Below are 25,269 nucleotides of genomic sequence, written 5' to 3' on the forward strand. Positions count from 1 at the left end.
AACACCGGGCCAATCACCGGCCCGGCTTCCTCTCTGGCTCCGGATCCATTCCGAATTTAGAATACCAGTTTCTCTTCGATATATCCTCTGACCTCGGCGATCGGCAGACGGACCTGCTCCATCGTATCTCTGTCCCGGATCGTCACGCAGCCGTCCTCTGCGGTATCGAAGTCCACGCAGATGCAGTACGGCGTACCGATTTCGTCCTGTCTTCTGTAGCGTTTGCCGATGGAACCAGTCTCATCGTAGGTGACGCTGAAGTGCTTCGCCAGTTCCTCGTATACCGGCTCCGCCTGCTCCGCCAGTTTCTTCGACAGCGGCAGAACAGCGGCCTTGTACGGCGCCAGTGCCGGATGGAAGTGCAGCACGGTGCGGACGTCTTCCTTGCCTTTCGCATCGGTCAGATGCTCTTCGTCATAAGCGTCCACCAGGAAGGCCAGCGCCACCCGGTCTGCGCCGACGGACGGCTCGATGCAGTACGGAATGAATGTCTCCCGGTCCGCACCTTCTCCCTCGGAATAGCTCATGTCCTCTTCCGAGTATTCGTCATGCTTGGACAGGTCGAAGTTCGTTCTGTCTGCGATGCCCCACAGCTCGCCCCAGCCGAACGGGAACAGATACTCGATGTCCGTGGTCATGGAACTGTAGTGGGAGAGCTCTTCCTTGGAATGATCTCTCAGACGCAGGTTCTCATCCCGGATACCCAGATTCAGCAGGAACTGGTGACAGTAATCCTTCCAGTAGCGGAACCATTTCTCATCTTCTCCCGGCTTGCAGAAGAATTCGATTTCCATCTGTTCGAACTCTCTGGTGCGGAATGTGAAGTTTCCCGGCGTGATCTCGTTGCGGAAGGCCTTTCCGATCTGGGCGATACCGAACGGCAGCTTCTTCCGGGTGGTTCTCTGAACATTCTTGAAGTTGACGAAAATACCCTGGGCGGTTTCCGGACGCAGGTACAGCTCAGAGGAGGAATCCTCCGTGACCCCCTGGAATGTCTTGAACATCAGATTGAACTGACGGATCTTCGTATAATCGGATTTCCCGCAGACCGGGCACGGAACCTGATGCTCTGCGATGTATTCTTCCATCTTTTCATTCGGCCAGCCGTCCACAATGATCGGATCCAGACCGTTGTCATGGACATACGCCTCGATCAGCTTGTCCGCCCGGTGACGGGCATGGCAGTTCTTGCAGTCGATCAGCGGATCCGTGAAGCCCCCCACGTGACCGGAAGCAACCCATGTCTTCGGGTTCATGAGAATGGCTGCGTCCAGTCCCACATTATACTTGGACTCCTGGACCATCTTCTTCCACCAGGCCTTCTTCACGTTGTTCTTGAACAGAACTCCCAGCGGGCCGTAGTCCCAGGTGTTGGACAGTCCGCCGTAGATCTGGGATCCCGGGAAGACGAATCCTCTGTTCTTCGCAAGTGATACGATTTTCTCCATAGTTACTTCTGTGCTCATTGAAATACCAACTTTCCTATTCCTCTGTTACCGCCGTTTCGGCGTTCTCCACCGTTTTCTGCGCATCTTCAGCATCTGCAGCATCCTCTTCCGGCGCCGCATCCGCTTCTTCCGTCGCTTCCTTCATGGCTGCCGCCACATCGGCCGCCTCATCTTCCTGTTTCTGCGGAATATCATCGTTCATTCCGCCGTACCATTCTCTGTCAAAATCCTCCTCGGACACGGCCTCGTCTCTGGAGCGGCTGAAGACCGCTTCGCCGGCCTCCTTCACACCCTCATAGAATCCCGGCGCCTTCTCCTTGAATTCCTCGTAGAACCGGGATCCGGTCTCCTTCGCACTGCCCGCCAGGTTCTCCGCCTTTCCGGACAGGTCGATGGTCGTGCCGTCCTTCTTCAGAAGTTCGATCTCGCACTTCGTTCCCAGCGCCACCAGAGCTGCGGCAATCATGCCCCACGGTGCAATGACAGCGCCCAGCACACCGGCATTCACCGGAACATTCAGGAATTTCTCCCCGTCCTTCCGGATGATGATCCGGGTGACGTTGCCCCGCTTCACGATCTCCTTCATCTTGTCCACCAGCGCTTCGCTCTGCTTTCCGATCTTCTTCGTGGATGTCTGTTCATCGATCGTGTCCTCGATGGAAATGATGGCATCGACAACGTTGCCGTCCGCCGCTTCCAGCGCTTCCTTCGCTTCCTTATATGTCACGCCGGTTCTGTCTTTCACAAGTTCGATTTTCTCTAATGTGATTTCCATTGTAACATGCCCTCCTGATTCATTGCCGCTTCGCTCTTCAGCTGGTCCACATCCAGATAGTATGCCATGTACCGGCGGATGACATTCTGCATCCACGCCGCCGCTCCGTCATTCAGAGCCAGCTTTTCGAATCTCTTCAGCGGATTACTCCGAAAATAATCTATAACATTCATCATATCAAATCGGGCGGGATAAATCAATCGGTCCGGGTATCCCTCCTCTGTGAGTTTTCTGTGACATTCCCCGCAGAGAGCGCCGCCTCCCGGGACACTGAACGCCTCCAGCCCATTTTTTTTGCCGCATCGGACGCAGCAGTCCGTCCGGGGGGCCACACCCAGGAGGTCCATGAGTTTCACTTCGTAGGCCAGTCTGAGGGTCAGGAACCGATTTCTGCGGTTTTCCAGGGCAGAGAACATGTCCGTCATCAGGTCGAAGATCCGGGGCTGCGGCACTCCCTCGGGGAGCAGCCGGGCCGTCAGTTCCAGGACAAAAGCCGCCTCGCCGTACCGGTCGGGATCCTCCGCCAGCCCGTAGAAACTGCGTTCGGCTTCTGCGGACTTCACCGTGTACCGTCCCTTCTCCTCCCGGATCCGGTAGCTGCCCAGGGTAAAGGGCTGCAGAGCCAGGTGGCCGCTGCTCTTCCGTTTCGAACCGCCCGCAGCGGACAGGAAACTGCCGCAGCTGATGACGCCGTATTCCCTTGTGAACAGCTCCAGCATTCTCCGGCCCCCGGCGATTTTCGTCTGCCGAAGGACAATGCCTCTCCCATGAAGATCCATGCCTTCCCTCCGATTTTCCGGGCCGGTGCGCCGGATCACCGGTGTGCCGGTCCCGGTTCCGTCCCTCCGCCTGTCCCGGGGCATCCGGCCGGATGGCCCCGGCTACTCCTCGTCTCGCTGAATATATCCGAAGTTCGTGAGGTCCGCCATATTATCCCGCCAGCCTTCCCGGACCTTCACCCAGAGTTCCAGGTAGACCTTCGTGCCCAGCAGAGCCTCCAGCTCTTCCCGGGCCGCCTTGCCGATACCCTTCAGCTTGCGTCCCTGTTTTCCGATGATGATGCCCTTGTGGGATTTCTTTTCGCAGTATATGACGCAGCCCACCCGGATGAGTTTCGGCGTTTCTTCGAAGAACTCCACTTCCACCATGATGCCGTGGGGCACCTCTTCATTCAGGTAGAGAAGCGCCTTCTCCCGGACGATTTCCGTCACCATGAACCGCTCCGGATAATCGGTGACCATATCCTCCGGGAAATACATCGGTCCTTCCTCCATGAAGTCCTCAATGCGCTTCACCAGATCCCCCACATTCTTCCCTTCCAGTGCAGAAGTGCCGTAAATATCCCGGAACATTCCGGATGCTTCGTACTCCTTGTAGATCGCCAGATATTCCTCCGGATCCATGAGGTCGATCTTGTTGATGACCAGAATCTTCGGTGTGCTGACATTCTTCAGCATTTCAAGAATGAACTTATCCCCCTTTCCCTTGGAGGAATGGCTGTCCACCACGAACAGGATCAGATCCACCTCCCGGAAGGTGTTCTCCGCCATTTCCGTCATGGCCTCTCCCAGCTTATTGTGCCCCTTGTGAATCCCCGGCGTATCGATGAAGATCATCTGGGCTCCCTCGTCTTCCGGTCCGTTGGTACCCTCCGGCCGGGTGTAAATTCCCCGGATACTGTTCCGGGTGGTCTGGGGCTTGTCTGTGGCAATGGCGATTTTCTCCCCTACAATCTGATTCATCAGGGTGGACTTTCCTACATTCGGTCTCCCCACGATGCCAATAAAACCTGATTTCATATTCTTCCTTTCCTCTTCCGCAGGCTCAGCTGCTCCGCCGCCTGAGAGTTCCCGGATGTCCCCCTGTCACAGCCGGAATCTTCCCGGCAGCAGACCGCTCAATTTCACCGTTTTCAGATGCTCCTCGTCCGCACCGGTGATGACCTCCATCTCCGGCGAAAACTCCGCCAGAAACTGACGGCAGATCCCGCACATCTCCACTTCTCCCCCGGAGGAGCAGATCGCAATGGAGCGGAAACGGGTTCTTCCTTCCGAAACCGCCTTCACACAGGCGGTCCGCTCTGCACAGATGGTTCCGCCGAAGGAGGCATTCTCCACATTCACACCGGTCCAGACGCTGCCGTCCTCCGCTTCCAGCGCCGCCCCCACGGTGAAGTGGGAGTAAGGCGCATAGGCATTTTTCATTACCTCCCGGGCCTTCCGGTAGAGTGCCTTCTGGTAGGCGTGCTCCGCCTGCCCGCCCGCCGGCGCTTCTTTTCGTTCTTCCGCCGGTTCTTCCGGAGCAGCCTCCCCGCGGGTAATGCCCAGTTCTTCCATCACTGCCTCTTCCCGGGGCCGCATCTCGGCCTTGTCTTCCTCCGTCATGTGATCATATCCCAGCAGGTGATGAATGCTGTGGACAAAAAGATAGATCAGTTCCCGTTCGAACGAATGGCCGAAGGCTTCTGCCTGCTCCCGGGCCCGGTCGGCACAGATCACCACATCCCCCAGCTCCATGACGCCGGTCATCTCCCCCATTTCCTCCAGTTCTTCCACACTGTCAAACTGGGGAAAACTGAGGACATCCGTGACCCGGTCCACGCCCCGGTACTCCCGGTTCAGTTCCCGGATCCGTTCGCCGTCTGTGAAACTGACGCTGATTTCACAGATATCCGGATCCAGTCCTTCCTTCCGCAGGGAAATCTCCGCCGCCTTTCTCATGGTTTCAATCAGTTCTTCCGAAACCCGCTCCTGTTCGTCAAAAAAAATCTCCATAGTTCTCTATTTCTGCCCGTTCCTCCGGCGGGCGCCGCTGTCCGAGCGGCTGTCCGGGTGATTTTTGTAATATTCATCGTAAGCACTGATGATACGCTTGACCATTTCGTGACGAACCACGTCCACGCCCTTCAGGTAGCAGAAGTCGATGCCCTTCACGTCCTTCAGGATCTTCTCCGCCTCCACCAGTCCGGACCTTCTGCCCTTCGGCAGGTCGATCTGGGTGACATCTCCTGTGACCACGATCTTGGAGCCGAATCCCATACGGGTCAGAAACATTTTCATCTGTTCCCGGGTGGTATTCTGTGCCTCGTCCAGGATAATGAAGGCATCATCCAGAGTGCGGCCCCGCATATAGGCCAGCGGCACGACCTCGATGATCTCTTTCTCCTTCAGCGCCAGGGCCTTCTCCCGTCCCAGCATGTCATACAGCGCATCATAAAGCGGCCGGAGATACGGATCCACCTTGTCCTGCAGGTCTCCCGGCAGGAAACCCAGGTTCTCTCCCGCCTCCACCGCAGGCCGGGCGAGGATGATCTTCTGGACTTCCTTGTTCTTCATGGCACGCACCGCCATGGCCACGGCCAGGTAGGTCTTTCCGGTGCCGGCGGGCCCTATTGCAAAAACCACGTCCCTTTTCCGGATGCTGTTCACGTAACGTTTCTGCCCGATGGTCTTCGGCTTGATCGGCCGGCCCTGACAGGTAAAGGCGATGGTATCCCCGGACACATTGTGCTCTCCGTAGGAAACCCCCTCACTTTCCAGCGCGATCACATAATGCAGTTTCTGAGAGTCGATCTTCTCCCCTTTCCGGATCATGGTTTCCAGCTCTTCCAGAATCTTTCTGGCATCCTGCATGTGCCTCGCCGGCCCTTTCAAAGTCAGACCGTCATCCCGCTGAATGATATCCACACCGGTGGCCTCCCGGATCAGCTGCAGATTGGCATCCATGCTGCCGAACAATGTCTGCCGGTCGATATCATCCTCCACCGGAATATGAATCATGGCAGAATTCGTCCTTCCCGGCCCTGCAGCTCCCGGCCTTGCACCTGCCGTGATGCCCGGCCTTTCAGTTCCCGGCCCTGCCACCTGCACGCCCTTTCTTCTGTCGTCGTTCGTATACTCTTCTCTGTTCAATCAATACTCCTCGTTCACAGATATAATATTTCAGGTTAAATTATACACGAAAACCCGGCAATTCCAACGCAGATTCTGCGGTTTTCCGGCAGCATCCGATATCAGACAAAGAAAAAAGACCATACGGCGCTAAGCTCGCACAGTCTTAATTGCTGAATGATCGGTCCGTCTGCCACGCACATCCTCTGACCTCGTCCCCGGACGGATCAGCGCCGGACGAAGCAGATGATCTTCCGGCCTGATGCACGCACGAAGTGATACCGGGGACACCCCCGGTATCACAAATCAGTCTATGGCATTAATACTTTCTGGCCTTCTTTCTGGCTGCCTCGGACTTCTTCTTTCTTTTCACACTCGGCTTCTCGTAATGCTCTCTCTTACGAACCTCCGCCATGACGCCGTCACGGGCGCAGGATCTCTTGAATCTCTTCAGAGCACTTTCCAAGCTTTCGTTTTCTCTAACGAATACCTGTGCCATTTCACATTTCACCTCCTGACTAATCTGAAATTAGCAGTGGAACAGCACTTGCCATAACAATTATTATACTGACTGCCTCCTCACACTGCAAGGTTTTTTCCATGTTTTTTTCTGTACTTCCCTTTTTCGGATGAGATGGAGGGGTGGGAGTCAACGAAAGGAATAAACGAGCGACGAAAGAAAAAAAGCAGAAAGTGGCAGAAAACGTATACTCGAGCGGAAAAGCCGAGAGCGCCCGAAAAGCCGGAACCGGCCGGAAAACCGCAGGCGGGCGACGAAAGGTGTAGCAGACGAAAGGGATCAATGCTATAATAGTGTCATTATCTTCGGACTATTTCCGGCTGCCCGGAAACCCGACCCGGAGAAGAAAGGAGCGTCCAATGTCTGATTGTATTTTCTGTGCGATCGCCAATCACGAGATCCCGTCCGAAATCGTCTACGAAGACGACAAGATCTGTGTATACAAAGATCTGGCGCCGCAGGCGCCGGTGCACGTTCTGATGATCCCGAAGAAGCACATCGCAAACCTCGACGATGTTACGGCCGATGATCAGGAACTGCTGGGATACATGCTGCTGAAGGTGCAGGATATCGCAAAATTGATGGGCATCGAAAACGGCTACCGTGTTGTCAGCAACAACGGTGATGATGCAGAACAGACTGTGAAACACATGCATCTTCACATTCTCGGAAAACGCAAATTCACCTGGCCACCAGGCTAAATTGAACTTGAAACGAACGAAGGCGGCAGGGGCTGCCGCTGCGGACGAAGGACTCCCGACGTCCGCAGCGGGCAGCCCCGATTTTTCTGCCATCCTGCCGGATGGCGCCTATCCGAAGCGGCACGCACCGATTGTATACAATCGGTGCGGCAATTTCTATTTGGAAGAATCGTATACGATCGCTGTGCGCCACGCCCGGCCGGCCGAATCGTATACGACCGCTGCACGCCACCTTCGGTCGGCCGAATCGTATACGATCATCACGGTTTTCAAAAACACAGACAGAGATCCCATACGATTAATCTGTATACTGTATGGAAAAGGTGCGGAATTGGCCAAAAGGCCCTGAATCGCACCTAAAACACGGAATAGAGGGTGCGAAAACGAAAGAAAATCCCGGTTAATCTATTCCGGCGGCATCCGAAGGTGCGATTCAGAAAAAAATCGTATTTCCGCACCCCAGCCGGCTGGCAGATTGTATACGTTTTAATTAAGTTGGGTCAAAAATGACCCAACTTGGCGACCGAAGGTTCCGGATGTGGTCGTCCAGTTCGAGGCACCGGGTTGGAAAACCAGAAAATGTATTCGATGCACGCATCATGAGTAAATTAACTCCGGTCTTCAAATCCGATCTTCCAACCGCAGGATGCGAAAATGAAGATTATCCGATTTCCGCACCCACTGAATCGATGTCGTCCTCGATTTCAGGCCAAATCGCCCAGGATCAGGTGCGAAATCCGAAAAAACTGGATTTTCGCATCCCAGCCGGCCGACCGCTCCCCCTTTGGCCGACCGCTCCCCCTTTGGCCGACCGCCTTCTCCCCGGCCGACCGCTCCCGCCTTGGCCGACCGCCCTACCGCACCCGGCCCAGCATGCCGTCCCGGTACGGACGCACCAGTTCCACATCCCGGAACTGATCGAACAGGGCCGGGCCGCCGTTTGCGTAAACCCGGATGTAGTTGTCGGTGTATCCGGTGACACAGCCGTCCGGAAAGAGAACAGCGGCGTCTTCTGCCCGGCTTTCCGACCGGTTCTCCAACCGGTTGTCCCCGTCTCCGTTATCCATGCCCTGGTCCTCGCCGGTGACCGGGTCCTTTCCGAACTCTTCGAAGAGGACCCGGCGGGTCTCACCCCGGGAAGCCAGGAAAAATTCCCGGCGCACCCGGTTGCTTTCGGCGATCAGCGCACGGGAACGGTCGTTTTTCGTCTCTCCCGGTACCTGGTCGGTGCGGGCGGCCGCCGGGGTGCCGGTGCGCATGGAATATTTGAAGACATGGGTTTTGCAGAACATGGCCTCGGATACGATCCGGAGGCTGTCCCGGAATTCGTCTTCGGTTTCCCCCGGGAATCCAACAATGATGTCTGTAGAAATGCCGTAGTGGGGATCTGCCTCCCGGAGCACCTCTACGATGTCCAGGAAATCCTGCCGGGTGTAATGCCGGTTCATCTCGGACAACACATGGTCGCTGCCGCTCTGGAGGGCGAGATGCAGATGGTGGCAGAGTTTCGGATATTTCATCAGGCCTTTTACATATGCGGCGTCGATGACCGTAGGCTCCAGGGAACTGAGCCGGATCCGGAAATCTCCCTCCAGTGCATCCAGGCCGGCGATCAAAGGCTCGATTCCGCCATAGCCCAGATCCTGTCCGTAAAATGCGGTGTTGATGCCGGTGAGAACGATTTCTTTGTAGCCCTTTGCCACCAGGTTCCGCACTTCTTCGATCACGTCTTCTGCGGCCCGGCTCCGGATCTTGCCCCGGGCGTAAGGGATGATACAGTACGTGCAGAAATTATTGCAGCCCTCCTGAATCTTGATGAATGCCCGGGTGCGGGACTCCATCTCCCGGATTTCCCCCAGGGATTCGTAATGGTCCAGTTTTTCGTAGGGCTTCACCAGAAGTTCCGCCGCCCGGTGGGACGCCTGTTCTTCCCGGAAGCGGGCGTCCACCATTTCTGCCAGTTTCCCCTTTTCGTCGGTGCCGGTGACGATCTCAACCCCCTCGATGGCCGCCACTTCCTCCGGCTTGATCTGGGCGTAGCAGCCCGTAACGGCCACCAGCGCATCCGGGTTCAGCCGGCGGGCCCGGCGGATGAACTGACGGGATTTCCGGTCCGCCAGGTTTGTGACCGTGCAGGTGTTGATGACGTACGCATCACAGACCTCCTCTTCATCACCGATTTCCCAGTCCAGGGCCCGGAACTGTTCTTTGATCGCTTCCGTTTCGTATTGATTCACTTTGCATCCCAGTGTATGAAATGCAGCCTTCATAGTCTCTCCTTCTCCTGCCAAAGTTTCTCCGTAGTTCTTTTCCGAACGGCTCACCTAACCCCGGGGCCTGGCGGCCGCCAGAGCGCACCATTCGCCTTTTGTCCGGCTCTCCACAATCCGGAACCCTGCCGCCTGCAGGGCCTCGGTCACCATCTGTTCCTTCTCCGTCAGAATTCCGGAGGCGATAAACAGGCCCTCCTCCGCCAGATGAGCATAGACGCCATCCGCCAGCATGCAGATCAGCTCCGCCATCAGGTTGCCGGCGATGAGATCCGCCTTGAAATCCACCCCCCGGGTCAGGTCACCGTATTCGGCGCGGCAAATGTCTTCCACATGGTTCTTCTGGAAATTCTCCCGGGCCACCCGGACCGCTTCCCGGTCGAAATCCACGCCCAGGACCTCCGCCGCCCCCAGCTTGGCTGCAGCAATCGCCAGAATCCCCGAGCCGCAGCCCGCATCCAGCACCCGGCTGCCCGGCTTCAGGTACTGATCGATCATCTGGATGCACATGGAGGTGGTCTCATGGGTGCCGGTTCCGAAGGCCATACCCGGGTCGATCTCGATGACGGTATCCTCCGGACCCGCCTCATATTCTTCCCAGGACGGGCGGATCACCAGATGCTCCGAGACCCGAAACGGCTTGAAATACTCTTTCCACTTGTCCTTCCACTCCGCATCGTCCTTCACTTCCGCAGTGACAAAAAGGGAGCCGAAGTCGACCCCCGGACCGTACTCTCCCCGGCCGCAGGCATCCGCCAGTTCCTGCATCGCCCGGCGCACTGCCTCTGTCTTCTCCCTGCCCTCTTCATCATCGGCGCAGAACACCTGGATTTTCGGCGTCTCCTTCATCTGCTCCACCACTTCGTCGTTGATATAATCCCATTCGTAGGATTCCTTGTGCTCCATGATGTCCTCGATATCCCGGGGATCCGTTACCTCGATATCGTCGATGCCGATGGCTCCCAGTTTGGCCGCAGCCGGTTCGATTCCCGCCGCTGACGTCTCGATGGTGATTTCAATATATTTCATCCCGCACATCCTTTCTCGAAAAACGGTCATAACCGGCGCCGGACCGCCGGATACGCTGCGAATGTATACAATGTCAGAATTGTTCGTTCTGTTGGACACTATTCTGACATTTATTCCGTAAACAATGAATTATAGCATAGATTATTTTTGTTGTATAGGTATTTTTTCATTTTCCACTACCTTTTTGCCGAAAAACATGTTAAAATTGTGTAAGAGTTAATACAGGGAAGAGAGAAGGGAGATGGGAGTGTAATGTTCAACGTAGGCGACCTGATCATTTACGGTGGAACAGGAGTCTGCAGGGTCAAGGATATCACCCATCCGGATTTCGGCATGCCGGAGGACCGGCTGTACTATATTCTCGAACCGGTCTATCAGGCGGGAACGATCTATGCACCGGTGGACAACGGGAAGGTCTATATGCGTCCGGTGATTTCAGAGGAAGAAGCGAATGAACTGATTGACATCATGCCGGAGGTACACACCGAAATTTACAAGAGCTCCAGTATTCAGCAGCTTTCGAAACATTATCAGGCAATTATCGACACCCACAAGTGCCTGGATCTGATTCGTCTGACGAAGTCCATCCGGAAGAAGAAGGAGGCGGCCATGAAGCAGAACCGCCGCCTGGGCCAGATTGATAAGAAATTCATGAAGCGCGCCGAGGACCTGCTTTTCGGAGAGCTGGCCGCAGCACTGGATATGTCTCGGGACGACCTTGACTCCTACATTCAGAACCGCATCCATAACAATGAGCCTGTCATCGACCGAACCGTCGACTGACCGGCGCACAGAAACCCGGTATACCGAGAGTGAACAGAAGCAGCCGCCGCAAGGGGCGTCCGGAAGGGCACCCGCATTGCGGCGGCTGCTTTTTTTGCCATCCTACATCATGTAGAGCATGGTCAGCAAGGGCATGGTAATGATACAGACCAGGGTCGTGGCCACGTTGATGGACGTGCCGTACTCCGCATCCCTGCCGCAGACCGAAGCCAGCTGCACGATCATCATGGCGCTCGGGGTCATGGTGGCCAGCAGCACGGCATACAGCACCATCTTCCCGTTCGGCGCCAGGCTCTGCATGCCGGAGTACTTCAGAATGAGCAGGATGATCAACGGACAAAGGATCATCTTCAGGAACACGATCAGATACAGCCGGGCGCTGGTGAAGTATTTCTTCCAGTTCATGCCGGCGCAGATCAGACCGATATTCAGCATGGCCAGCGGACCGACGATGCCGGATACCAGATCCAGCCCGCCGTATATGATCTTCGGCACCGGCACCCCGGTAAAAAACAGGGCCATGCCGATCAGTGCAGCGACAAAATTCGAGTTGAACATCTTCCGCCAGTTGAAGCTGTTCTCCTGATGCATGCCCCGCTGCCCGAAGGACCAGAAAAACAGGGACTGCACACACAGGTACGCACTGGCATAAACCACCCACCGGTCCCCGATCGTGGCCATGATAATCGGGATGATCAGATTCCCCACGTTCGTGTAAATGAGGGAGGACTTCTCCATAATGTCCAGCCCGAAAATCTTCCCCAGAATCCAGGAAATGAGATACATCAGCACATGAATCATGAATGCCGCACCCAGGGCCAGCAGCACCCCTTTCCGTGCGGCTGACGAGTAATCCGTCAGGAACGCCTTGATGATCACACAGGGCAGCCCCACATACAGCGTAACCACCGATATGGTCTTCCCTTCCTCGACCTTCAGCAGTTTCGCCCGGACGAGCAGCGCTCCTACGGCGATGATCACGAACATGACAAAGGTCTGCCGCATGAGAAGCATGGCAATCTGCATGATGATTTCTCCTTTCCTCCTCGTGCAGACGGCTCAACCCGAAAGTCCCCTGCGGCCCGTTCGCCCGGCAGCCGGGGCGTCTTCCGTTCTGCCATGCGGTCTCCCGCCGGCCTGCTCGAGTATACAATATCCCGGAATAGCAGATAGAAAAAAACAGAACCGCAGGCTGATCTGTCGGTATACAACGCCTCTGCGGTTCCATCCGGTTTCATTGAGTGCTTATCTGTATTATATGGTATGGGATGCGGGATTACCATAGGCAGGAGCATTGTATACAGTATTTTTTAGTTGGTTTCCCACAAAACAACTTCTGTTTTCTGTTTCTATTCACCATGCCAGGCGGTCAGAGTGTTTCCCGTTCCCCGGCGACCCGCTGAACCTGCTGCAGACCGGGACCGGCAGCACCTGCTTCCGGCCGGTTGACACCGCCTCCGCCATTCCGCTATCATAGAATGCACATACGTTACAGGAAGACAGGAAGCAAGGAGAACGGAATTATGAGATTTGTCATTCAGCGGGTACGGGAGAGTCAAGTCACCATCGACGGCGAAACAGTCGGCCGCATCGGCCGGGGTTTCACAGTGCTGATCGGCGTCACCCATACCGACAACGAAGAAATTGCAGACAAGATGATCCGCAAGCTGATCGGCATGCGGATCTTCGAGGATGAAAACGGGAAGACGAACCTGTCGCTGGACAAGGTGGAAGGCAGCCTTCTGCTGATTTCCCAGTTCACACTCTACGCAGACTGCCGCAGAGGAAACCGTCCCGGTTTCACCGATGCGGCGAAACCGGAACACGCCGAAGCTCTCTACGAGTACATCATCGACGAATGCCGGAAACAGGTGCCCGTTGTTGAGACCGGCCGGTTCGGCGCCGATATGAAAGTCAGCCTGGTGAATGACGGTCCGTTCACTGTGATTCTGGATTCAGAGGATCTGCATTAGCCGGGGGGCAGCCCCTATCCCCGGATGCCGGCAATAATCCGGGTCATCAGCTTCGTCCTGCCGAACGGGGTCATCAGGTAGTAGCCGTCGATGAACGGCGCCATGTCCTTTGCAATTTTCACAGAAAGCTCCAGGGCCAGGGCCTCGGCGGCATCCCGGTCCAGTCCCTCGTAGCGCCGGATGATCTCCTGCGAAACGTGAATGCCGTTGATTTCATTTTCCATGAACAGAGCATTGCGCTGGCTGACCACCGGAATGATCCCCCCGATTATATAGGCGCCCGCCGGCTGCAGAATGCGCCGGGCCTGTTTCAGGTTCTCCAGCGCCCGGCGGGACAGCACCGGCTGGGTGAAAAAACCGACCATGCCTGCCTCCACCTTTTCCCGGGCGATCCTGAGTTCCACATCGAAATTCCGGGCATTCAGGTTCAGTGCACCGAAAACGTGGAACGGAACAGGGAAACTTTTCCGGCCCAGTCCCCGGATGAAGGCCGCCATCTTCCGGGAGTTGAACTGGTAAACGGATTTCACTTCATCCCGCTCTGCGGTGGGGATCGGATCGCCGGTGATGACCAGCACGTTCCGGAGGCCCTCCGCACTGAGACCCAGCAGGAGGGCCTTCGTCGCATTGAGGTTCCGGTCCCGGCAGGTCAGATGGGGAATGGTTTCCATGCCCAGGTCCCGTTTCACCCGGCAGGCCAGCAGGGTGGAATCCATCCTGGCACGGGCAACGGGACAGTCTGCGATGGTCAGAAGATCGCAGCCCGCCGCCGCCAGCCGGGCGGCGCCCTCCATGTATTTTCTGACGTCAGCTGTTTCCGGCGGATCCAGTTCCACCGCCACCGGCATCTCCCCCGCCCTGAGTTTTTCGAAAAACGGGCTCTCCGGGACCCTGTCCTCCCCTTCACCGGCAGCCAGTGCCTCCGACCGGGACCGACCGGGAGCCGAACGGAGATCCCGGGATTTTTTTGTCAGTTCCTCCCGGGCAGCGGCGATGTGGGCCGGTGTGGTTCCGCAGCAGCCGCCGATGATGGATGCGCCCCGGGCCGCAATTTCCGCCAGTCCCCGGCCGAAGTAGACGGGATCGCTGTCATAGAACGTCCGGTTCCCCACCACAGTCGGATAACCCGCATTCGGCATGACCGAAAGGGTCACGCCCTCCAGGTCCATATCCTCCATCAGACGGGCCATCTGACGGACGCCGCTGACGCAGTTGAACCCCACAGCGTCGAAATTTCCCCGGGCAGTGAGATCCCGGATCAGATCTTCTCCGAAGATACCGCTTCGGGTATAGCCGTCCGGCAGCACGGCGAAAGAAGCCGCCAGGAACGGGTCCTCAGTCTTGCTCCGAATGTATGCCGCCGCCTCGTCCAGTCCGGTATCATCCGCATTGGTCTCAAACAGGAAGTTCTCCGCCCCCAGGGACAGGAACTCCTCCACAATGAAGCGGTATTCCCGTTCCGCAGCCGCCGGAGGCAGCCCGGTCACCGGGCCGATGTCCGCGAAGACCTCCGCCCCGAACGGCGCCGCTGCCCGAACCGCCAGATTCCAGGATGCCCGGATGATCCGCCGCACCGTTTCCGTATGCCGGTAGGTGGGGCGGTTGGCCGCAAAGGTATTGGTCTTGATCACCCGGGCCCCCGCCTCCAGATACTCCCGGTGAATGGCGGAGATCAGAACCGGCTTCTCGATGCTGGCCATCTCGCAGCCGCTGCCGGGAAGGTGTTCCTTCGATGAAAAATATGTCCCCATTCCGCCGTCCACCAGAAGAGGCCCCTGTTCGATCCATTGTTTGATCCTGTTCATTCTATGCTCCTGTCTCATGTTCCGCCGCTTTTCAGCCGAGCACTTTTTTTGCCACGTCGCAGGACGCCTTCGCATCCGCCACGTAATAGTCTGCGCCGATTTCTTTTGCAAAATCCGCTGTCATCACGGCGCCTCCCACCATAATCCGGCACGGCAGATCCGCCTCATGAATGGCCTCGATGGTCCGGCGCATGGCCCCCACGGTGGTGGTCATCAGAGCCGAGAGCCCCACAAGCCCCACATGCTCCCGCCGCGCCGTTTCCACAATCGTCTCCGGCTTCACATCCCGTCCCAGATCGATGATGCGGTATCCGTAATTCTCCAGTACCACTTTCACGATATTCTTTCCGATATCGTGAATATCCCCCTGCACAGTGGCGATGAGGATCGTTCCGCGGTTTTCCGCCGACTCCTGCTCCTGAAGCCCCGCCTTGATGAGGTCCAGTCCGGCGCAGGCCGCATTCGCCGCATTGATCAGCTGGGGCAGGAAGATCTCCCCGGTTTCGTAGCGATCCCCCACCACATCCAGAGCCGGAATGATCATCCTGTCGATAATCTCCATCCCCGGGGTTCCGGCAGACAAAAAATCCCTTGTCAGCCGTTCGGCCTCCCGTTTCCGCCCCTTCAAAACCGCCTCCAGCATCCGGGCGGCCGGGGAGGCGTCCGTCTCACCGCCGGCGCTGCCGCTTTGGTCGGCTGAAGCACCGCCCGGGCGGCTGTTCAGTCCAGTGGATCCACCGCCGCTTCGGCCTTCGGCCTTCGCCGCCCGTTCCTCCTCCGCAAACCGTTCGATGTATGCGCTGCAGTTTTCGTCCGACCCGGAAAGCGCCCGGAAGGATGCCACCGCATCCATAATCGCCTTCTGATTCGGATTGATGATAGGCAGATCCAGGCCGCAGTACATGGCCTGGGTTAGAAAACTGGCGGTCACATGAGCCCGGGCCGGAAGGCCGAAGGAAATGTTACTGACACCCAGCACACAGTGCAGGCCCAGTTCCCGGTGAATCCGTTCCACGGCCCGGAGAGTTTCCATGGCCTGATCCTGCTGGGCCGACACAGTGAGGGTCAGACAGTCGATGAAAACATCTTCCCGGGGAATGCCGTGCGCACCACAGGCCTCGAGAATATTCCGGGCGACCCGGACCCGGTCTTCCGCCGTCTTCGGCAGTCCCTTTTCGTCCATGGCCAGACCCACAACCGCTGCGCCGTATTTCTTCACAATCGGCAGAATCCGGTCCTGCTTCTCTTTCTCCCCGTTTACGGAGTTCACGATGCCCCGGCCGTTCAGCACCCGGAGTCCCGCTTCCACGGCCTCCGGATTCGTGGAATCAATCTGCAGCGGAAGGTCTGTCACGCTCTGGACCGCCTGCACCACTTCCGCCATCAGTTCCGCTTCCGGAAGACCCGGCACACCTACATTGATATCCAGAATGTCGGCACCCGCTTCCTGCTGCTGAATCGCCAACTCCGTCACATAGTTCATATCCCGGCTTCGGAGAGCCTGCTGGAACCGCTTCTTGCCGGTAGGATTGATCCGCTCGCCGATCACATTTACCCGGCCGTCCAGGACGGTGACCTTTGACGCAGAGCAGATTCCCCTGCATTCCGGAGAAGCATATTCCGAAGCTTCAGCAGATTCCGGTGCCGCAGCAGATTTCGAACCCGCAGCAACTTCCGGCGCCCCAGCCATCTCCGAAACCGCCCTGCTCCGGTTCGCCAGCGCACGGACAAAATCCGGCGTCGTGCCGCAGCACCCGCCCAGATACCGAACGCCCATTTTCAGGAACGGAACCATTTCGCCGGCGAATTCCTCCGCCCCGATGGCGTACGCGCCGGTCCGGGGATCCGGCAGGCCGGCGTTCGGCTTAATGATCATCGGCAGACCGGTCCAGCGCCTCATCTCCCGGGCGATCGGCAGGATCTCCGCCGGTCCCAGCGAGCAGTTAATGCCCAGAGCACTGACGCCCAGCCCTTCCAGCGTCATGGCCATGGCGGCGGCGTCCGTTCCCAGGAATGTTCTGCCGTTTTCCTCAAAACTCATGGTTGTCCACACCGGCAGCTTCGTATTCTCCCGGGCCGCCAGAACCGCAGCCTTCATTTCATACAGATCCGTGAACGTCTCGAAGATCACCAGATCCGCACCTGCGGCTTCTCCGGCAGTGACGATCTCCCGGAAAACGTCCACCGCCTCTTCAAACGCCATGGTTCCCAGCGGCTTCAGAAGCGCACCGGAAGGACCGATATCCAGCGCAATTTTCACAGATGTTCCCCGGACCGAACGTTTCGCCGCCTCCACATTGGCCCGCACCACTTTCTCTACGCTGATCCCGGATCCTTCCAGCTTCAGCCGGTTGGCACCGAAGGTGTTCGTATAAATCACTTCACTTCCCGCCTGGATGTTCCGCCGGTGAATCTCTTCCACGATTTCCGGATGCTGCATCCCCCAGATTTCCGGAATCGCTCCCGGAGGCAGCCCCCCGGCCTGCAGCTGCGTACCCATGGCACTGTCTAACAAAATGTATTTCTTTTGCATTTCACACCTGCTTTCTGACAATTCAGTATTGACCTTGTATTATACTCTGATCTCCGCCGTATTTCCACACTATTTTACTTGGGAATTTAATACAGCACCTAAGGGTGCGATTTCGAAAGAAAATCTTGATTAACCTATACCGGCTGCTTGCCGGGGTGCGATTCTTGATCTGAGAGTATGTCCAGAGTGGCCAGATGCATTGACAATACCCCTCGGCGGCCGCAGCATCCAACGATCGGCAGCACTTCGGGCGGCCGGTCATTCCTCTTTTTTTGTCTGCTATAAGCCCCGGGCAGCAGCACCCGGGATCGTTCGCCGAAGGATTTTCAGAAATCCTTCGGTTTCTTGTTTTGAAAATCCGGAAAGCCGGTGGTCCGGTACATTTTCACTGTCCTCGAAATGCTGGAGGAAGTAGCGGTCTGTCCCCGCCAGCCAGCGGCCGATGGAACGGATGTCCTCTTCCGTATGAATCCCTTTTACCAACGTTGTACGGAACTCCACCGGGATGCGGGCGGCTCTGAGCAGCCGGACGGATTCTTCCACGGGTTTTGTGTCCATACCCGGGAGGCCGGCCGCCAGTCCATACCCCGCCCGGGAAGACTTGATGTCCATGGCCACGTAATCCGGCGGGCAGTCTGCCAGAAGTTTTTCCAGCACATCCGGCCGGTAACCGTTGGTGTCCAGTTTCACCAGATAGCCCAGGTGCCGGATCTGCCGGATCCATTCCGGCAGGTCCTCATGGAGAGTCGGCTCGCCGCCGGTGATGCAGACGCCCTGCAGGATGCCGGAACGTTTTTTCAGAAAAGCCATGATCTCGTCCCGGGGGATCACCGGTTCCCTTTCCGGTGCCCGGGCCAGCGTACTGTTCTGGCAGAATGGACACCGGAAATTACATCCGCCGCAAAACAGCGTGCAGGCCGTATGTTCCGGATAATCCAGGAGTGTCAGTTTTGAAAGGCCGTGTATCTTCATCATTATCGTGCCGCATATCCCATAATTTCACTGGCATTCGCATATTTTTCCGTCCCGCCGTCCGGTTTCCGGACGATCAGCGTCGGTGCCGCCATGATCCGGTACTTCCGGACCAGTTCCCGGTTCGCAGGATCGGCCGCATTCACTTCCCGGTAACCGGAAATCACATGACGCTGCTTCAGAGATGCGCAGTTCGGGCAGGAAGGTGTCGTGAAAAGCAGAAGTTCCTCTCCGGCTGCCCCGGCTGGACGAACGCTTTCCAAGGCTGCATGACCGGCTGCCTGGGCCTCATGACCATTTGGACCGGCGTGACCGGCGCCTCCTTCGTTTGTATCAGACAGTCCGGCCGCATAGCGGCCCGCCACCTCATAGCTCTTCCGGTCCTCAAACTCCTGGAGTTTCCCGTCGTTCCAATTCGAAACCGGGCGATAGTATCCCGTGATGCGGGAATATACTTCCGTCGGTTTACCGCAGACCGGGCATATCTTCTGTTCCCCGTCCAGATACCCGTGTTCTTCGCAGATGGAGTATACCGGGCTCAGAGTGAAGTACGGCAGGCGGTAATTCTCCGCCACTGCACGGACCAGCTGCATAGCAGCCTTCCAGTCCGGGAGTTTTTCGCCCAGGAAACAGTGGAACACGGTTCCGGAAGTGTACTTTGTCTGCAGGTTGTCCTGGATGTCCAGTGCCTCGAACACATCAGAGGTGAACCCTACCGGCAGATGGGAGGAGTTGGTGTAGTACGGCGTCTCTCCCTTCTTTCCGGCGGTGATGATATCCGGATAAAGCATGCGGTCGTGCTTTGCCAGACGGTAAGCTGTGGACTCCGCCGGTGTAGCTTCCAGGTTAAACAGGTTTCCATATTCCTCCTGATAATCCTTCAGCTTTTCCCGCATGAAATCCAGTACCTTTGCCGTCCAGGCCGCAGCCTTCGGATGGGACAGGTCCTCTCCGATCCAGTCCGCATTCAGGCAGGCCTCATTCATTCCCACCAGCCCCAGAGTGGAGAAATGGTTCACAAACCCCTGCGGCAGATACCGGCGGGTATACGGGTACAGGCCCATGTCCATGTACTTGTTGATTACCCGGCGCTTGATGTCCAGGGACCGGGCGGAAATGTCCATCATGTGCTCCAGCCGGCGGAAGAAGTCCTCCTCATCCGACGCCAGATAAGCGATGCGGGGCATGTTGATGGTCACAACGCCGATGGATCCGGTGTTCTCTCCCGCGCCGAAGTTGCCGCCGTTCTGCTTTCGGAGTTCCCGGAGGTCCAGACGGAGCCGGCAGCACATGGAACGCACATCGGAAGGCTCCATATCACTGTTGATGTAGTTGGAGAAGTACGGCGTACCGTATTTCGCAGCCATCTCAAACAGAAGCCGGTTATTCTCCGTGTCTCCCCAGTCAAAATCCCGGGTAATGCTGTAGGTCGGAATCGGGTAGGCGAAGCCCCTGCCGTTGCAGTCTCCCTCCACCATTGTCTCGATGAAGGCCTTGTTCACCATCCGCATTTCCTCTTCACAGTCCCCGTAGGTGAAGTCCATATCCTTTCCGCCCACAACCGCCGGCAGGTTCCGAAGGTCATCCGGGCACGTCCAGTCCAGCGTGATGTTGGAGAACGGTGCCTGGGTTCCCCAGCGGGAAGGAATGTTCACACCGTAGACGAAACTCTGCAGGCACTGCTTGACCTCCCGGTAGTTCAGGCGGTCTGCCTTCACGAACGGCGCCAGGTAGGTGTCAAAGGAACTGAACGCCTGGGCGCCCGCCCACTCGTTCTGCATGATGCCCAGGAAGTTCACCATCTGGTTGCTGAGAGTGGAAAGGTGCTTCGCCGGACCGGAAGAAATTTTCCCTTTGACCCCGCCGAGCCCCTCCCGGATGAGTTTCTTCAGATCCCAGCCGGCGCAGTAGCCGGTCAGCATTCCCAGGTCGTGAATGTGGATGGCGCCGGATTTGTACGCATCCACAATCTCCTTGTCGTAGAACTTTCCGAGCCAGTGGGCCTTGCTGATCCGCTCGCTGTTGTTCAGAATCATCGCACCCACAGAATAGGAAACGCTGGCGTTCTGTTTCACGTGCCAGTTCTTCTCTGCAGAAGAATCAATATCTTCCGCCCCCGGATCCAGAAACTCCGTTACATCCGGTTCCCCGGTGTATCCCATGATGGTCTGCTCGCAGAATTCCTCTGCCGACCGGATATTCCGCACGTTTTCATGCACCGCCCGGTAACGGATGAACGCTCTGGCCGCATCGTAGAGACCGTGGGACATCAGCGCCCGTTCCGCCAGATCCTGGATATCTTCCACACGGTAGACCCCTTCCGGATACCGGCCCGCCAGTTCTGTTTCCACATCCTTCGTCAGCTTCGGCATAATTGCCGCAAACTCCCGGTCCTCCGATGCGTTCACCGCTTTCGACATCGCAACGGTGATCCGCTCCCTGTCGTAAGGCACTTTTCTGCCGTCCCGCTTGATTACAACCCGCTCCCTCATGGCCGCCTCTCCCTTCTATCGTTTTCAATCGTCGTATTTCGTCTGTTTGCGTTGTCCGCCGGCTTATTGCGCTGTCTGCCGTCTGTTTGCGTCGCCGCCTGCATTCCCTGCTTTCCCTGCATTCCCTGCATCCGGCGAACCATACTTTTCACGCTCTTTCCCACACAACATGTAGTTATTTCTTCGCAGCGCACCTACATTATATAGTATCCCAACAGAAAAGCAAGATGCCCCCGCAACATTCCATATATATACAGAACACACGTCCCGTACCGAAAAAACAAAAAAGGAGGCCGCATCGGTCTCCCCTCCGTTTGTTTCAATTCTACTTCAGCACGGCGTGATCTTCCATGGTCTTCGTCATTTTCCCCAACCGCTCCCGGCCTATTTCCCCGCTGGTGAACGGCTTCAAGGCCAGAGCCATCAGCTTCATGGGGTTGTCATCGGCGGCCGTCCGGTTGGAATCCAGCTTGCCGCACTGCCGGCACCGGTGCAGGATCGCCCACTCCCCGTCCGACCGGACCCAGACACCCACCGGGTCCATAATTCCGTGGCAGGAAGCGCCCCTGTCCCCGGGCATCACGTCCACATGGAGACTGCACAGGCAGTTCGGACAGTGATTCCGGTGACCGCTGCCGGCGCCCTCCGGCGATACCGGCCATCCGCAGTTGCGGCAGGTGAAGGGTTCCAAGCAGGCATGGGTCTTGTAGTATCCCTTCGTCCGCTTCCGTTTCCGGTCTTCCCGGGCTTCGGAAAGGTCTCCCCATTCTGACGGATCTTTTCGGGATGTCCGGCGGCTCCGGTCAGCGATCCGTTCACTTCTCTTCTTCATGATAATATCCCTCCATGCTTCCCCTGACCCCGGCCAGTTCCTGCATCTGTTCCAGACGCTCCAGCGGGAACGGCGGATTCGCCAGCGGTTTTGCGGCAACAGACAGGAGCATCACCGGATTGTCTTCCGGCAAAACCCGGGTCTGCCGGAGTTCCCCGCAGAGACTGCACCGCTGCACCAACGTCCAGGAATCATCCTTCTCCACAATGATGCTGATCGGCTTCAGAATGCCTCCGCATTCCACGCCGTCTTCCCGCTGATCATGCCGGCCTTCCAGACAGTTCGGACAGTGATCCGGCATTTCCCCGATTTCCGGCATGAACGGTGCCGGCGTCCATCCGCACAGCGGACAGTGAAACGTATTCTTATTCATCCTGTTCCTTCTTCCTGTTATCGAGCGGCGTCCGGTCATTCTTTGTCCTTTCCGGACACCCGGGGTACCACCAGGCAGCGGACGGCATTCAGCACGCAGAGGATCATGACCCCCACGTCGGCGAAAATCGCCGCCCACATGCCGGCGATTCCCACCGCACCCAGAGCCAGGCACGCCAGCTTCACGCCGATGGCGAACCAAATATTCTCCCGCACAATGCGGAGGCATTTCCGGGACAGACGGATCGCTGTGGCGATCTGCAGCGGATCATCATCCATGAGAACCACATCAGCGGCCTCCACTGCCGCGTCGGACCCCATGGCCCCCATGGCGATGCCGATGTCCGCCCGGGCCAGCACCGGGGCATCGTTGATGCCGTCTCCCACGAAAGCCAGACGCTCTTTCGGACCCTGGCTCCGGAGCAGTTCTTCCACTTTCTCGACTTTGTTCTGGGGCAAAAGCTCACTGTACACCCGGTCGATCTGAAGGTCAGCCGCCACCCGGTCCGCCACCCGGCTGCGGTCTCCGGTGAGCATCACGGTCTGTTTCACACCGGCCCGCTTCAGTTCCCGGATCGCCGCAGCACTGTGGGGTTTCACCACGTCAGCGATGGCGATATGCCCTTCATAGGTGCCGTCGATGGCCACATGGAGAATCGTTCCCGGCTCCTCGCATTCCGTCCACCGGACGCCCAGCCGCTCCATCAGCCGGGTGTTTCCCACCCAGACCTTGTGACCGTTCACTTCTGCGAAGACGCCTTCTCCCGGCAGCTCTTCCGACCGGCCCACCGAGCAGCTGTCCGCCTCCTCCGGGTATGCGAGCCGGAGGGAATTGGCGATCGGATGGGTGGAATACCGCTCCACATGGGCAGCCATGTGCAGCAGTTCCCGTTCATCCATCTCTCTCGGATGCACTGCCGTGACTTCGAAGACACCCCGGGTGAGCGTCCCGGTCTTGTCGAACGCCACCGTGTCCGCATCCGCCAGGGTTTCCATGAAGTTGGAGCCTTTCACCAGAATGCCTGCCCGGCTGGCACCGCCGATTCCGGCGAAGAAACTCAGGGGAATGCTCACAACCAGGGCGCACGGACAGCTGATCACCAGGAAAGTGAGTGCCCGGTATACCCAGGTGCCCCACATGCCCGGATGGCCTGACGCCAGCAGAATGAGCGGCGGCAGAACTGCAAGGGCCATGGCCGAGAACACCACTGCCGGCGTATAGATCCGGGCGAACTTCGTAATAAAGTCCTCGGATTTCGACTTCCGGGAACTGGCATCACTGATCAGTTCCAGCACTTTCGAGGCCGTGGATTCGTCGAATTCCTTCTCCGTGCGGATCTTCAGCAGGCCGCTCTGATTGATGCAGCCGCTGATGACCCGGTCCCCCGGCGCCGCATCCCGGGGAACGGATTCCCCGGTCAGTGCAGCGGTGTCCAGTGAGGAACGGCCTTCCACCACAAGACCGTCGATGGGAATTTTCTCGCCGGCCTGAACCACGATGATTGTTCCCACTTCCACTTCATCCGGGTCCACCCGTTCCAGCTGTCCGTTCTCGCCTTCAATATTGGCATAGTCCGGACAGATATCCATCAGCTCCGTAATGCTCTTCCGGCTCCTTCCCACTGCATAGCTCTGGAACCATTCCCCCACCTGGTAGAACAGCATGACCGCGATGGCCTCCCGGTAATCTCCGTCCTCGTACAGGGCCAGTGCGATGGCTCCCGCTGTGGCGATGACCATCAGCAGACATTCGTCGAAGGGCTGCCGGTGGAGAATGCCTTTCACCGCTTTGATAATAATATCATATCCCACGATGCCGTACGGAATCATATACAGGAAAAAGCGGAGAATTCCGGCGGCCGGCACGAAGGCCAGCAGCACCAGAAGCGCTGCCGCCGCCAGAATGCGGATCAGATTGACTCGTTGTTTCTTGTTCATCCTCTTCCCTCCGGTGGGAGACCTTCCCTTACAGGAAAATCTCGCAGTCGTCCTCTACCTTCTTGCAGTTCGCTCTGACCCGGGGCATGACTTCCGCCGGATCGGCGCCGTCTTCGAACTCCACCTTCATCTTCAGCATCATGAAGTTGACATTCGCATCCTTCACGCCCTCTGTGTTCTGGGCGGCGCGCTCCATCTTCGCAGCGCAGTTGGCACAGTCCACATCGATCTTGTAATTCTTCTTCATGGTGATTCCTCTCTTTCTGCGGGGCGGTCTGCCCCGGCATTTCTTTCTGCCAAAGGTCTACTCGTTACGATTCAACGATTGTTTAATCTTTAATCTGATAGTACCCCCGGAGGAAGCCTGTGTCAACCATTTTCCGAAAAACAATTCAATCATTATTTAATCTTGAATCGGCGTTTCCGGTACGCTAAAATAGACAGATAAACGAACGGATTCTCCCCGGGATTTTTTTGACCCCGGAAACCGAAGACGGAGGGAAATATGACAGAAGTGAAGAAACTGCCCCACGACCACGGCAGCACAGAGGGCACGGAAATCCTGAAACATATTCCGCCGGACGATGTGATTGCCGGGGTCTCGGCGGCTATGAAGCAGCTGGGAGACCCCAGCCGGCTCCGCATCTTCTGGCTGCTGTGCCACACGGAGGAGTGTGTGACGAATATCGCTGCGGCGGTGGACATGACCAGTCCGGCGGTGTCCCATCATCTGAAACTGCTGAAGGGGGCCGGGCTGCTGACGTCCCGGCGGGAAGGGAAAGAAATGTATTATAAGGCGGCAGATACAGAGCTGGTCTTCGCACTGCACCACACCATTGAGAACGTGGGGCGCATCGCCTGCCCGAAGGAGCCCGGCGGCGGACAGAAATAGAATGAGGAAGCCGGACTCCCATCGTTCCCCGGACCAGCCCCTCA

Annotated in this window: 22 protein-coding genes; 4 read left to right on the forward strand and 18 right to left on the reverse strand. The window is 57.4% G+C overall.

Going from position 1 to position 25,269, the window contains the following annotated elements; all coding sequences use genetic code 11:
• Window positions 1-56: 56 nt before the first annotated feature.
• From BLQ24_RS04795 to rpsU, 7 genes are all read right to left on the reverse strand, one after another.
• Complete coding sequence (locus tag BLQ24_RS04795) at window positions 57-1,466, reverse strand: glycine--tRNA ligase (protein ID WP_090163231.1); 1,410 nt, start codon at window positions 1,464-1,466, stop codon at window positions 57-59.
• A 16-nt stretch (window positions 1,467-1,482) separates the two neighbouring features.
• Window positions 1,483-2,223: a DUF4342 domain-containing protein gene (locus BLQ24_RS04800; RefSeq protein ID WP_090163233.1), complete on the reverse strand. Its 741-nt coding sequence runs from the start codon at window positions 2,221-2,223 to the stop codon at window positions 1,483-1,485.
• Window positions 2,208-3,002 carry a DNA repair protein RecO gene (recO, locus tag BLQ24_RS04805; protein ID WP_173327850.1) on the reverse strand — a complete coding sequence of 265 codons (795 nt, stop codon included), beginning with the start codon at window positions 3,000-3,002 and terminating at the stop codon, window positions 2,208-2,210. Before recO ends, BLQ24_RS04800 begins: the two co-directional genes overlap by 16 nt.
• Before the next feature lie 102 nt (window positions 3,003-3,104).
• Entirely contained in the window at window positions 3,105-4,022 is a 918-nt protein-coding gene (gene era / locus BLQ24_RS04810) for a GTPase Era (RefSeq protein WP_090163237.1), read from the reverse strand.
• Between the two features lie 66 nt (window positions 4,023-4,088).
• Window positions 4,089-4,997 carry an rRNA maturation RNase YbeY gene (gene ybeY / locus BLQ24_RS10320; protein WP_242869588.1) on the reverse strand — a complete coding sequence of 303 codons (909 nt, stop codon included), beginning with the start codon at window positions 4,995-4,997 and terminating at the stop codon, window positions 4,089-4,091.
• A 6-nt stretch (window positions 4,998-5,003) separates the two neighbouring features.
• The gene (locus BLQ24_RS04820) at window positions 5,004-6,134 is read right to left on the reverse strand and encodes a PhoH family protein (RefSeq protein WP_419185493.1); all 1,131 of its coding nucleotides are present in this window, start codon (window positions 6,132-6,134) and stop codon (window positions 5,004-5,006) included.
• A 298-nt stretch (window positions 6,135-6,432) separates the two neighbouring features.
• The gene (gene rpsU / locus BLQ24_RS04825; protein WP_090163239.1) at window positions 6,433-6,612 is read right to left on the reverse strand and encodes a 30S ribosomal protein S21; all 180 of its coding nucleotides are present in this window, start codon (window positions 6,610-6,612) and stop codon (window positions 6,433-6,435) included.
• A gap of 380 nt (window positions 6,613-6,992) precedes the next feature.
• Between rpsU and BLQ24_RS04830 the strand changes: the two genes are divergently transcribed.
• Window positions 6,993-7,334 carry a histidine triad nucleotide-binding protein gene (locus BLQ24_RS04830; RefSeq protein ID WP_090163241.1) on the forward strand — a complete coding sequence of 114 codons (342 nt, stop codon included), beginning with the start codon at window positions 6,993-6,995 and terminating at the stop codon, window positions 7,332-7,334.
• Window positions 7,335-8,188: 854 nt separating this feature from the next.
• Here BLQ24_RS04830 and mtaB read toward each other — a convergent pair.
• Complete coding sequence (gene mtaB, locus BLQ24_RS04840; protein ID WP_090163245.1) at window positions 8,189-9,604, reverse strand: tRNA (N(6)-L-threonylcarbamoyladenosine(37)-C(2))-methylthiotransferase MtaB; 1,416 nt, start codon at window positions 9,602-9,604, stop codon at window positions 8,189-8,191.
• Window positions 9,605-9,658: 54 nt separating this feature from the next.
• Window positions 9,659-10,633: a 50S ribosomal protein L11 methyltransferase gene (gene prmA, locus BLQ24_RS04845; protein ID WP_176755861.1), complete on the reverse strand. Its 975-nt coding sequence runs from the start codon at window positions 10,631-10,633 to the stop codon at window positions 9,659-9,661.
• A gap of 252 nt (window positions 10,634-10,885) precedes the next feature.
• Here prmA and BLQ24_RS04850 point away from each other — a divergent pair, with 252 nt between their 5' ends.
• A complete protein-coding gene (locus BLQ24_RS04850; RefSeq protein ID WP_090163249.1) occupies window positions 10,886-11,416 on the forward strand; it encodes a CarD family transcriptional regulator in 531 nt (176 codons plus the stop codon).
• 102 nt (window positions 11,417-11,518) lie between these two features.
• On the opposite strand, the gene BLQ24_RS04855 is transcribed toward BLQ24_RS04850, so the two are convergent.
• Window positions 11,519-12,442 carry an AEC family transporter gene (locus BLQ24_RS04855; RefSeq protein ID WP_090163250.1) on the reverse strand — a complete coding sequence of 308 codons (924 nt, stop codon included), beginning with the start codon at window positions 12,440-12,442 and terminating at the stop codon, window positions 11,519-11,521.
• Between the two features lie 497 nt (window positions 12,443-12,939).
• Here BLQ24_RS04855 and dtd point away from each other — a divergent pair, with 497 nt between their 5' ends.
• Window positions 12,940-13,389 carry a D-aminoacyl-tRNA deacylase gene (dtd, locus tag BLQ24_RS04860; RefSeq protein WP_090163252.1) on the forward strand — a complete coding sequence of 150 codons (450 nt, stop codon included), beginning with the start codon at window positions 12,940-12,942 and terminating at the stop codon, window positions 13,387-13,389.
• Between the two features lie 14 nt (window positions 13,390-13,403).
• On the opposite strand, the gene BLQ24_RS04865 is transcribed toward dtd, so the two are convergent.
• From BLQ24_RS04865 to BLQ24_RS04900, 8 genes are all read right to left on the reverse strand, one after another.
• Window positions 13,404-15,194 carry a bifunctional homocysteine S-methyltransferase/methylenetetrahydrofolate reductase gene (locus tag BLQ24_RS04865; protein ID WP_207644942.1) on the reverse strand — a complete coding sequence of 597 codons (1,791 nt, stop codon included), beginning with the start codon at window positions 15,192-15,194 and terminating at the stop codon, window positions 13,404-13,406.
• A 31-nt stretch (window positions 15,195-15,225) separates the two neighbouring features.
• Complete coding sequence (locus BLQ24_RS04870) at window positions 15,226-17,727, reverse strand: homocysteine S-methyltransferase family protein (protein WP_090163256.1); 2,502 nt, start codon at window positions 17,725-17,727, stop codon at window positions 15,226-15,228.
• Window positions 17,728-18,006: 279 nt separating this feature from the next.
• Window positions 18,007-18,702: an anaerobic ribonucleoside-triphosphate reductase activating protein gene (locus BLQ24_RS04875; protein WP_320799811.1), complete on the reverse strand. Its 696-nt coding sequence runs from the start codon at window positions 18,700-18,702 to the stop codon at window positions 18,007-18,009.
• Window positions 18,702-21,191 (reverse strand): ribonucleoside triphosphate reductase, encoded by a 2,490-nt coding sequence (locus BLQ24_RS04880; protein ID WP_090163259.1) that lies wholly within the window; start codon window positions 21,189-21,191, stop codon window positions 18,702-18,704. Before BLQ24_RS04880 ends, BLQ24_RS04875 begins: the two co-directional genes overlap by 1 nt.
• 325 nt (window positions 21,192-21,516) lie before the next feature.
• Window positions 21,517-22,023, reverse strand: coding sequence for an RNHCP domain-containing protein (locus BLQ24_RS04885; protein WP_090163261.1), 507 nt, complete (start codon window positions 22,021-22,023; stop codon window positions 21,517-21,519).
• On the reverse strand, window positions 22,007-22,396 hold the full coding sequence (locus BLQ24_RS04890; RefSeq protein ID WP_163427243.1) for an RNHCP domain-containing protein: 390 nt from the start codon (window positions 22,394-22,396) through the stop codon (window positions 22,007-22,009). The genes BLQ24_RS04885 and BLQ24_RS04890 overlap by 17 nt, the downstream gene beginning before the upstream one ends.
• Window positions 22,397-22,431: 35 nt before the next feature.
• Complete coding sequence (locus tag BLQ24_RS04895; protein WP_090163265.1) at window positions 22,432-24,333, reverse strand: heavy metal translocating P-type ATPase; 1,902 nt, start codon at window positions 24,331-24,333, stop codon at window positions 22,432-22,434.
• 28 nt (window positions 24,334-24,361) lie between these two features.
• A complete protein-coding gene (locus tag BLQ24_RS04900) occupies window positions 24,362-24,580 on the reverse strand; it encodes a cation transporter (RefSeq protein WP_090163267.1) in 219 nt (72 codons plus the stop codon).
• A gap of 258 nt (window positions 24,581-24,838) precedes the next feature.
• On the opposite strand from BLQ24_RS04900, the gene BLQ24_RS04905 reads away from it, so the two are divergent.
• Window positions 24,839-25,225, forward strand: coding sequence for an ArsR/SmtB family transcription factor (locus BLQ24_RS04905; protein WP_090163269.1), 387 nt, complete (start codon window positions 24,839-24,841; stop codon window positions 25,223-25,225).
• Window positions 25,226-25,269: the final 44 nt, after the last annotated feature.

Origin of the sequence: Eubacterium pyruvativorans (assembly GCF_900102225.1) — a bacterium.
Classification (GTDB): domain Bacteria; phylum Bacillota; class Clostridia; order Peptostreptococcales; family Anaerovoracaceae; genus Aminicella; species Aminicella pyruvativorans.